This window comes from Mesotoga sp. HF07.pep.5.2.highcov (genome assembly GCF_003666285.1).
In the GTDB taxonomy this organism is placed as follows: domain Bacteria; phylum Thermotogota; class Thermotogae; order Petrotogales; family Kosmotogaceae; genus Mesotoga; species Mesotoga prima.
This window is the reverse complement of record NZ_JFHJ01000360.1, coordinates 1-1,083: the sequence shown is the minus strand read 5'-3', so window position 1 is coordinate 1,083 and position 1,083 is coordinate 1. Positions and strand designations below refer to the sequence as shown.

General features: G+C 43.8%; 1 protein-coding gene and 1 pseudogene. Both read right to left on the bottom strand.

Translation table 11 applies throughout. From position 1 onward, the window contains the following. Positions 1–395: pseudogene (locus BG32_RS07695) on the bottom strand (Fe-S cluster assembly protein SufB); the annotation flags it as partial. 2 nt (positions 396–397) lie between these two features. Then, positions 398–1,081: a Fe-S cluster assembly ATPase SufC gene (sufC, locus tag BG32_RS07690; RefSeq protein WP_409072655.1), complete on the bottom strand. Its 684-nt coding sequence runs from the start codon at positions 1,079–1,081 to the stop codon at positions 398–400. Positions 1,082–1,083 lie beyond the last annotated feature (2 nt).

The window sequence follows — 1,083 nt, the reverse complement described above, 5'->3', positions numbered from 1 at the left end:
CTTATGTTCTGATACACAATTTCCGAGTCAAACTGAGCACCGACTCCAGCAAGAGATTCTCTCTCCGCCTCGGGAATGCCAAGCTTCTCAAAGGTCTCCCTAATTTCTTGTGGAACATCGTCCCAGGATCTATGCTTGTCGGAATCCGGACCGAGATAGGAGATTATTCTGCTCAGATCAAGACTCTCAGTGCTTACTCCGAATCCTGGTTTGCTCGAGAGACTGAAAGCCTTGAAAGACTGAAGCCGCTTCTTAAGCATCCATTCGGGCTCATTCTTCCTTTTCGATATATCGATTACTTGGCTCTCTCCGAATCCCCTTTCGCTCATAAAACGGTACTTAGTATTTGAAAGAAAATCAAACCTTGAACTGTCTAGGAAGACCTTTTCTCGCATGATCAGACCCCCTTGAGTGAGTCAAAGATCGCTTCATATCCATTCTCTTCGACTTCTCTGACAAGTTCTTTTCCTCCACTCATTGCTATCGATCCATCGATCAAGATGTGGACACGGTCGGGCTCAACATACTCAAGAAGTCTCTGATAGTGTGTGATTAGTAAAACTGAGTTTTCTGGATTTCTGAACCTGTTTATTGACAACGCTATGCTTTTCATAGCGTCAACATCCAACCCGGAATCTATTTCGTCAAGAATCGCAAACCTTGGCTTCATGAAGTTCATCTGAACTATCTCGGCTTTTTTCTTTTCTCCTCCGGAAAAACCTACGTTCAAATATCTGTCTATTAATTCACTTTCTAGACCAAGTTCAAGAGATAGTTCGTCGATTTCCTTGCTCATTTTCAGCAATGGCACCCTGCTGCCCGTACTTTGAGAGACTGACATAAGAAAGCTCCTGAGTCTGATCCCTGGAATTTCCTGAGGATGCTGAAAGGTCATGAACATTCCCATTCGAGCTCTTTCATCTACGGTTAATCTAGATACATTCTTATTCATGAATTTCACAGTACCACCAGTAACTCTGTATTTGGGGTTCCCCATCAGCACATTCGCAAGCGTTGATTTACCGCTACCATTGGGTCCCATAATAACGTGTAGCTCCCCGTTTCCTATTGTGAGACTCAACC